Raw genomic sequence first — 7441 nt, forward strand, 5'->3', positions numbered from 1 at the left:
TTACTTCATAAAATGAGTCGGAACAAACATGACGATTTCCGGAATAAAGGTAATGATCAACAAAACAGCAATCATAACGAAGTAAAATGGCAGCATGGTTATGCTTAGCCTTTCAATTGAAACCCCACTTATTGCACTGCCGACAAAAAGAGTACCTCCTACTGGGGGAGTTAATAGACCGATTCCAAGGTTTAGCATCATCACGACCCCAAAGTGGACAGGGTCCATTCCTACTGCAGTGACAACAGGAAGTAAGACAGGAGTAATGAGTAAAATCAGTGCAGCCATATCCATAAAGGTTCCTAAAATAAGCATAATCAGATTGACAAGCAAAAGAATGATTACTTTACTATCGGACATATTCAGCAAAGCGTTGCCAATCACACTCGTCACATTCAAATAATTCATTAAATAACCAAACGCACTTGATGTACCAATAAGAATAAAGACAATCGAAATCGTTCCGAGCGTATTTTTTAAAATAAGGTTCATACGCGAAAGAGGAATATCACGATAAATGATAAAAGTTACAATAAAAGCATATACAACAGCAATCGCCGCAGCCTCTGTTGCTGTAAAAATACCGACTACCACACCAACAACGACAATTAAGACAGTCATTAGACCTAGCATGGACTCACGTAAAGCTGCAAACGTCGCTCTCAACGTATATGGTTCACCCTTTGGATATTTACGCTTTAACGCAACCAGATAACTAAATACCATCAACGCAATTCCTAAAAACACTCCAGGTACAATCCCTGCTAAAAACAGTTGCCCAATTGACACTCCGCCTCCTGCGACAAGTGCATACAAAATAATATTATGACTCGGCGGTATTAGGACCCCTTGTACAGAGCTAGCTACAGTTACGGCCGTCGAATAATCGGCTTCATAGCCATTTTTCTTCATCATTGGAATCATGACTGATCCAATTGATGAGGTATCAGCTACGGAAGACCCCGAAATTCCTCCAAAGAACATACTTGCTTGAATATTCACCATTGCTAAACCACCGCGAAATCGACCGACCAGTGCCTGTGACAACTTAACAAGACGGTCAGAAATGCCACCTTGCGACATCAGCTCCCCGGCCAGGATAAAGAAGGGGATCGCCAGAAGAACAAATACATTAATCCCGCCGACAATGCTTTGCGCGATCATCATCAAAGGCAGCTCTAAATACCACGCCGTCATAATCGAAGAAATTCCGAGCGCGAACACAATCGGCACCCGCAAAAAGATTAAGAGAAAAAAGCTTCCAATCAAAAGGTACACAGCCGTTATGTCGTTAATCACAGCATCCTCCTCCCTCTATCAATAATTTGCACAAGCATCGCTACCCCTGAAACAGGAACCGCTAAATACAACCACGACGAGGAAATTCGCAAGCCCGGCAAAGTATTTGTGCTTGTTAGTTGCACGAGCTGAATCCCAGCGACTATAAAAAAGATTGCGAACGCTCCCATTAATAAGAGCACGATCCAATGAACCACCTTCATATATTTGTCAGGTAAAATAAAATCAAGCAGCGATAATCGTAAATGAGTGTCCGTTCGAATCGCCATACTTGCACTGGTCAGAGCAACCCAGACCATTAATATTTTCGCTAATTCCTCTCCCCATGCCGGCGTCGCGCTTAACACATATCTACCAAACACGACCCAGCTCACAATGATCACCAAAAGAGCAAGCATCGCCTTAGAAAAATACTCAACAATTAACGTTGCATATCGGGAAAGCGTATCCATTTCTTTCACCTCCATCTTGCCTGATCACCAAGCTTATGCACGGGCGGGCAGGAAGCTCATTCCTACCCACATTCTCGCGCATTCCCTACTTCTGGACTCTGATAACCACGTCACTCCGTTGCCCGAATCGTTTCAATCAGATCGGCAAAATCTCCGCCATATGTGTCATACAGTCCGCTTACTTCAGCCTGCCAGCTTGACAGATCATCGAATTGAATAATAGTTGCACCTAATTCCTCGAGCTCTGCCAGCGCTTCTTCCTCAAATTTTTCTGTTTGCGTGCGGACAAATTCTGACGATTGCTGTGCTGCTTCCTCGATAATCGCCTGGTCTTCCGCACTTAGCTTATTCCATGTCATCTCTGATACAACGACGACTCCGGGACTCGCAACGTGGCTTGTTAATGAGAAATTCTCTGCCACTTCGTAAAACGAGTTTGTTAAATAGCCGGCGATTGTATTTTCCGCGCCATCCACAATCCCGGTCTGCAGAGCGCTATACAACTCAGCATAGTTAATTGGGGTCGGGTCAGCATTAAACGCTGAAATCATATCCATAAAAATGGCGTTCTCAGGCACACGGATCTTCAGCCCGCTCATATCTTCAACCGATTCAACTGCGCTCCCTTGAGTGAACATATGTCTCGCTCCGTCATCATAATAGGTTAAGCCTTTCATTCCGCCGATGAATTCTTCGACACTTTGAAGAATTTCCTCACCTGCCGGACCATTCAACGCATTCCATTGATGCTCGCGGTTTTCAAAAATAAACGGCAAGGCCAGGACCCCCATCGGCTCTGCGCCAAAGTCGGTTAAGGCACTTGAGTTGGGCCGGAAGAAGTCCAGACCTCCAGCCTGAACCGACTGCAATTGTTCTCTTTCAGACCCTAAGGCACTTGCTGAAAAAATCTCAATTTTAATTCTGCCATCAGTCGCTTCCTCCACAAGACGTGAAAATTCGTAGGCTCCTTCTGTAATTGGGTGATCATCCGGATTCAGCTCTCCGTAACGAAGAATCATTTGCTCTCCATTTCCAGCAGCCTCCGTTTCTCCCTCCCCACCTTGTGACGCTTCTTCTTCTCCCGCCTCAGGCGCTGGTTCGTTTGTTTCATTGGCAGAACCACAAGCGGCGATAATCAGTAAAAGACCAACGACAAGCAACAGAAGCACTATTCTCTTTTTTAACAATGTAACCCCTCCTAATAATTAATTTGGTATATGATATTTCATAAACAGTAAAAAAAGAATTATGACGTTCGATCCTGCAATTGATGCACGCTGACATCTCCCCAGCTTAAATCAGGTACGCGCAAGCGTTCGATCCGTTCCCAATCAAGCTCCATTCCCAACCCAGGAAGGCTGCGGTCCGGCACTAACAGATAGCCCTGCTCATATTGAACCGGCTTCTTCACAATGTCATCCGTGTATAATTTCGGTCCGGTCGGATCAGATGTATACGTCAGGTTGACTAAAGAGCTGCCTAAATGTGCCATAGCCGCCGTACCAATTGATAACTCCTGCGTTGTCCCAAGCAGGCAGGCCTTTCCGGCAACCTCGGCCGCCGCAGCCGCTTTTCTGGCAGAACTAATTCCGCCGATGAAGATTGGAGAGATATTGAAAATATCAACGGAGTCATGACGAATCATCTCATACTGCTGCCGGAAATCCCAGACATGCTCGCTGACTGGATGATCGACTTTCAACCGGAATTGGCGCAGTCCTTCAAAGTCATTCCGGACGGTTGGACTTTCAATCATTTCAAAGTCGTATTGCGCTAACCGCTTCACAATTCTAAGAGACTCTTTCCAATCTAATAGATGGCTGAAATCAATTGATTTGATTTTAACGCTTGAACCAAATTCCTCAGCCACCCTGGCTAAAAATGCTTCATCAGCATCAACGTTTTTTCCAACGTATAATCGAAAAACATCAAACCCTTCTTGTAAGCGCTTTCTAACAACAGCAATATTCTCCTCTACTTCTTCGATAAAACGATGGCGGAATATCGGATAACAAACTTTAATCTTTTCCTGGTAGCGACCGCCTAACAATTCAGCAACTGAAACATGCAAATATTTCGCGCACAGATCATGTAACGCAGCATCAACCCCATTTCGGATAAAACTGCCTTTCTCGTAATAGTACATGACTGCCGGGTAGTTTTCAGAGAGAACGTTGTTAATCAGTGTCAGGTCAAATGGATTCTTCCCCAGTAACATTGACTTCAGGACATTTTCCAAATCGACTACATCGACGGCGTACTTTGGTAAGTGCGAGAAATCCGACATTTCACCTATCCCGGTTACCCCTTCATCCGTCATGATTTCAACAATCACATGCTTGTTTACAAAGCCTGTATGTCTTGGTACTCCCACCACAGTCAATTTCACATCACTTATTTTCAATATAACTCCCCCTTGGAATCTGATATATCAATAAATTTATCAATGATTTTGCAATTAGTCAATCTATTTTCAAAACATTATTACAACTAATTTTCGATTAGCTCTCGGGAGGTGGATCATCGTTCGGTAAACAACTGCAAAGAACGGTTCGTCGCGTTGCCCGTTCCTCTGCCCTTCTCAGCTATCATTCCGGACACCCTTTTGCAAAATATCGGTTATCAATCAGCATTTTTAATTAAATGTTTGTTTAAGTTCTATTCATACATAGCATTGTACACCCCCTTCCACTATCATCAATGTGTAATAAACCCAGTTAGGGACATATTATGGTAGGTAGGAGGTGGATCAATTTGGACTTTCCAACGATTCATACGAACTTTTGGGATGCGGTCATCGCGGTTCCCGTCGTCATGCTTGTAACTCAACTCATTAAACTATTTTTTAAAATGCCTAAAAAATTTGTCCCTACCATCGCCCTGCTCCTGGGATTAGGCATCTCCATTTTTATAAGTCACCGACATAGCCTCGTTGTCGGGATATTTATGGGCTGGTTGTTCTATGGGTACGCGGCAATTGGCAATTATGCCGCCTTAAAAACGACTATCACTGCCTGGCGGGAAAATAAACCTTAACATGGGGACGGACTACCTTATAGGGAGTTTCTTCATAAGTGGAGCACTCATAAACGCTCCTCTCTAAAATGATAGCAAGATAAAAGAAAGGAGACGGACCACGGACTGCTATAATTCACTCGTAGTTACCGATAACTAAAGGAGGAATACTAATGCCCGTTACCCCTTATTTGATGATGAACGGTAATGCAAAGGAAGCGATTCAGTTTTATGAACAAGCTCTGGGTGCTGAAGTGCGGACGATTATTACATACGGAGACATGCCTGACCCACCTTCCGAGGATTTAAAAGATCTGATTGCCCATGCAAAAATGATAATTGAGGAATCAGCACTGATGTTTTCTGATGCCCCGGGTCCTTCAACCATTACGAGCGGCAATCAAGTCACCATTTGCATTTCAACCAATGATGTTGAGAAATCAAAGCGGTTCTTTGAAGCGTTAAGCGACGGAGGCCGAGTGAAAATGCCGTTTCAGGAAACGTCATTTAGTCCCGGCTATGGCAGCGTTACAGACAAATTTGGCGTAACCTTTCAAATCGACACGGAAGCGCCAGGCTGAGTGTCTGCTTCATCCGTTTGTGGCTTGGCTCGAGTAGAAAGCAGAGTACGAAAAAAGGAACAGCTTTTCACTGTTCCTTTTTTAGATAAATCTTCCCTTATAGCCCTCATTTATCTATCCTATTAGTTTAAAATTCTGTCCATCTTATCGGCAGCATCTATCGTGACTCCAAAAACGACTCCAGGCATGTAATATTGATGCACTTCATTATTACGTTTGTATTCAACAATTGGAGTAATTGTATAAAAGTCATGGTGTGTCACTTCATCAAAATTTGATACGGCTAGCTCCCCCGTTTCCCCTTCAGCAATTTCAGTTTTCTCTTTAAAGGTAAATACTAGATTATCTGCTAAGTCATATACCTTAGAAAGTTCAATAGGGTCAGATGCTTGGTTCATTACATTTGCTTCAAATAAAGGTAGAGGAGCAGCAACAATATTGCGATCACCTGTTACGTCTAAATCCTCTTGATTGAATCCATTATCATCTTTAAGAATCAGTGTACCAAATACAAACGAAGCTTCTTCAACCTGATTATAATGAATGGTTAGTTCATTTGCTTTTTCCACTTCATTACTATGCAGCTTTACTTCAAGAAGAATATTGAATAATTGTTGATCATCTAAAATATCACCTTGGCTGATCTCATAATCTACAATTTCTATGTTCTCATTCTCTAGCGAAATAAAACCAACGGAATCGAAATAAGAGGGGCCATCCGTGCTAACATCCTGTGCTCCAAAGAGGTTGATAGTTAAAGTGCTCTCCTCATCTAAAACATAGCTAATATAGTTGTCACCAAATGTAAGTTCCTTAGGCTCCGTTGAAGGAATAGTTCTATCTTCTTGCTCACTCGTTAAAGTAATAGACAAGATACCTACCAGCGCAAGAAGCAATGCACCGATAGTAATTGCCATTAGTAAACTTATTCTTTTTCTTTTCATGATGGCCCCCATTGTATGTTGATTATTGATAGGCAACTATCAGATAAGTATCTTTTCTTGGTGCAAAATGATCTCCTCTTTTAGTTGATGTGGAATTACCAATTCTCGCTGTTACCGTGACATTCCTTCTGTCGTAATCGCTATAGAAACCTAATTGGGATGAAATTACTTCCGCACTCGCAGACAGATCTGTACTTTTATAAATTGCCATTAAAATTTAACACAATATTACCAATACCTCCATAATATAATTTCTTCTTTTTCAAAATTCCTTTGTGAAATTTATAAGAAAATGGCGTGTTGTGAGTATCACTATAATAGAAAAGCAGAGAGAGCGAAAATTTCTACAGGGCAGGAGATAGGCAAATGAATATGAGGATGCATCTTGATGAGAAAGTTACCTGATGAAGGGCTATCATTTGTGGTGAGGTCAAGGCGTCTTTCCTCTGTTGACGCAGAAGCAAAACAAAAAAAAGCCCTCCATCTCCTGAAAGGCTTGCCGCATAAGGCGTTCGAGGTAAGCTTCCAAGCGGACTTGAACCGCTGACCCCTACCTTACCATGGTAGTGCTCTACCGACTGAGCTATGGAAGCGCAAAAATGGCTCCACAGGTAGGACTCGAACCTACGACCGATCGGTTAACAGCCGATTGCTCTACCACTGAGCTACTGTGGAATATCATTGAAGTTGTTCATTCGTACGCTTGTGGTACCTGTCTCTTCCTCTTGATCGCTTCGCTCCGGTATGAGCTGCGTCGAGCGAGCTACTGTGGAATATGTATGATATTGCTTTTTATCTTACGCTTTTGGTCATGGAAGAAAAAAATGAGTTGCCCGGCAACGTCCTACTCTCACAGGGGGAAGCCCCCAACTACCATCGGCGCTGAAGAGCTTAACGACCGTGTTCGGCATGGGAACGGGTGTGACCTCTTCGCTATCGCCACCGGACATTTGATCGACAGATTACCTCGTTAGGCTCTCTTTGATCAATGCGATATGCTTTATAAGCATATGTTGAAAGAAGTGATTCCTTCAAAACTAGATCATGATTATGCAAGTATCAAGAATTGCTTGGATAAGTCCTCGACCGATTAGTATCTGTCAGCTCCACGTGTCGCCACGCTTCCACACCAGACCTATCAACCTCATCA

Annotated in this window: 7 protein-coding genes, 2 tRNA genes and 1 rRNA gene; 2 read left to right on the forward strand and 8 right to left on the reverse strand. The window is 43.0% G+C overall.

Translation table 11 applies throughout. The annotated features are described in order from the left end of the window. The 4 genes from M3212_RS20550 to M3212_RS20565 form a co-directional block, all read right to left on the reverse strand. On the reverse strand, window positions 1-1299 hold the full coding sequence (locus M3212_RS20550; RefSeq protein WP_349774214.1) for a TRAP transporter large permease: 1299 nt from the start codon (window positions 1297-1299) through the stop codon (window positions 1-3). Further along, window positions 1296-1751 carry a TRAP transporter small permease gene (locus tag M3212_RS20555; protein ID WP_251195804.1) on the reverse strand — a complete coding sequence of 152 codons (456 nt, stop codon included), beginning with the start codon at window positions 1749-1751 and terminating at the stop codon, window positions 1296-1298. The genes M3212_RS20550 and M3212_RS20555 overlap by 4 nt, the downstream gene beginning before the upstream one ends. 110 nt (window positions 1752-1861) lie before the next feature. Further along, on the reverse strand, window positions 1862-2938 hold the full coding sequence (locus tag M3212_RS20560) for a DctP family TRAP transporter solute-binding subunit (RefSeq protein ID WP_251195805.1): 1077 nt from the start codon (window positions 2936-2938) through the stop codon (window positions 1862-1864). A gap of 59 nt (window positions 2939-2997) precedes the next feature. After that, complete coding sequence (locus M3212_RS20565; protein ID WP_251195806.1) at window positions 2998-4155, reverse strand: mandelate racemase/muconate lactonizing enzyme family protein; 1158 nt, start codon at window positions 4153-4155, stop codon at window positions 2998-3000. A 350-nt stretch (window positions 4156-4505) separates the two neighbouring features. On the opposite strand from M3212_RS20565, the gene M3212_RS20570 reads away from it, so the two are divergent. Beyond that, window positions 4506-4787, forward strand: coding sequence for a hypothetical protein (locus tag M3212_RS20570; protein WP_251195807.1), 282 nt, complete (start codon window positions 4506-4508; stop codon window positions 4785-4787). A 152-nt stretch (window positions 4788-4939) separates the two neighbouring features. Beyond that, window positions 4940-5347, forward strand: coding sequence for a VOC family protein (locus M3212_RS20575; protein ID WP_285874889.1), 408 nt, complete (start codon window positions 4940-4942; stop codon window positions 5345-5347). 122 nt (window positions 5348-5469) lie between these two features. On the opposite strand, the gene M3212_RS20580 is transcribed toward M3212_RS20575, so the two are convergent. The 4 genes from M3212_RS20580 to rrf all read right to left on the reverse strand — a co-directional run bounded on the left by M3212_RS20580 (window position 5470) and on the right by rrf (window position 7238). After that, on the reverse strand, window positions 5470-6291 hold the full coding sequence (locus M3212_RS20580; protein ID WP_251195808.1) for a hypothetical protein: 822 nt from the start codon (window positions 6289-6291) through the stop codon (window positions 5470-5472). A 520-nt stretch (window positions 6292-6811) separates the two neighbouring features. After that, window positions 6812-6884, reverse strand: a tRNA-Thr gene (locus tag M3212_RS20585). A gap of 7 nt (window positions 6885-6891) precedes the next feature. Then, window positions 6892-6966 (reverse strand) — tRNA-Asn (locus tag M3212_RS20590). A 156-nt stretch (window positions 6967-7122) separates the two neighbouring features. Then, a 5S ribosomal RNA gene (rrf, locus tag M3212_RS20595) occupies window positions 7123-7238 on the reverse strand. Between the last annotated feature and the right edge of the window lie 203 nt (window positions 7239-7441).

It is taken from the genome of Halalkalibacter oceani (genome assembly GCF_023715705.1).
Lineage (GTDB): Bacteria > Bacillota > Bacilli > Bacillales > Bacillaceae_D > Halalkalibacter > Halalkalibacter oceani_A.